Consider the following 345-nt stretch of genomic DNA (forward strand, 5'->3'; position numbering starts at 1 on the left):
CTCCTGACAGAGGGCTTATGAAGCAAAAGCCAACTAAGGCAAAAGAAGGGCTGGTCTCCAAGAGAATGCTTATAGCAAGTCTTGGATTAGGGAGTTTGATTGCAATTCAATCTATCTGGGTTCTTCATGACTCTCTCAGTAACGGGGTACCCCTTCCAAAGATCCAGACTCTGATCTTTACCCTGGTGGTTATTTCCCTGATGTTCAACGCCTTCAACTGGCGTTCTGAGAGGTATTCAGCCTTCTCTCTGGGAATCTTTACCAACAAGTCCCTTATTTATGCAGTATTGAGCACTGTACTTCTGCAGCTTGTTGCAGTTTACGTGCCTATTATGCAGATCGCCT

Annotated in this window: 1 protein-coding gene; it reads left to right on the forward strand. The window is 45.2% G+C overall.

Features of this window, described 5'->3' with window-relative positions; all coding sequences use genetic code 11:
- Positions 1-17 precede the first annotated feature (17 nt).
- On the forward strand, positions 18-345 hold a 328-nt coding region (locus ASJ81_RS15995; RefSeq protein ID WP_245860222.1), incomplete at its 3' end, for a cation transporting ATPase C-terminal domain-containing protein.

Source organism: Methanosarcina spelaei, from assembly GCF_002287235.1.
Taxonomy (GTDB): domain Archaea; phylum Halobacteriota; class Methanosarcinia; order Methanosarcinales; family Methanosarcinaceae; genus Methanosarcina; species Methanosarcina spelaei.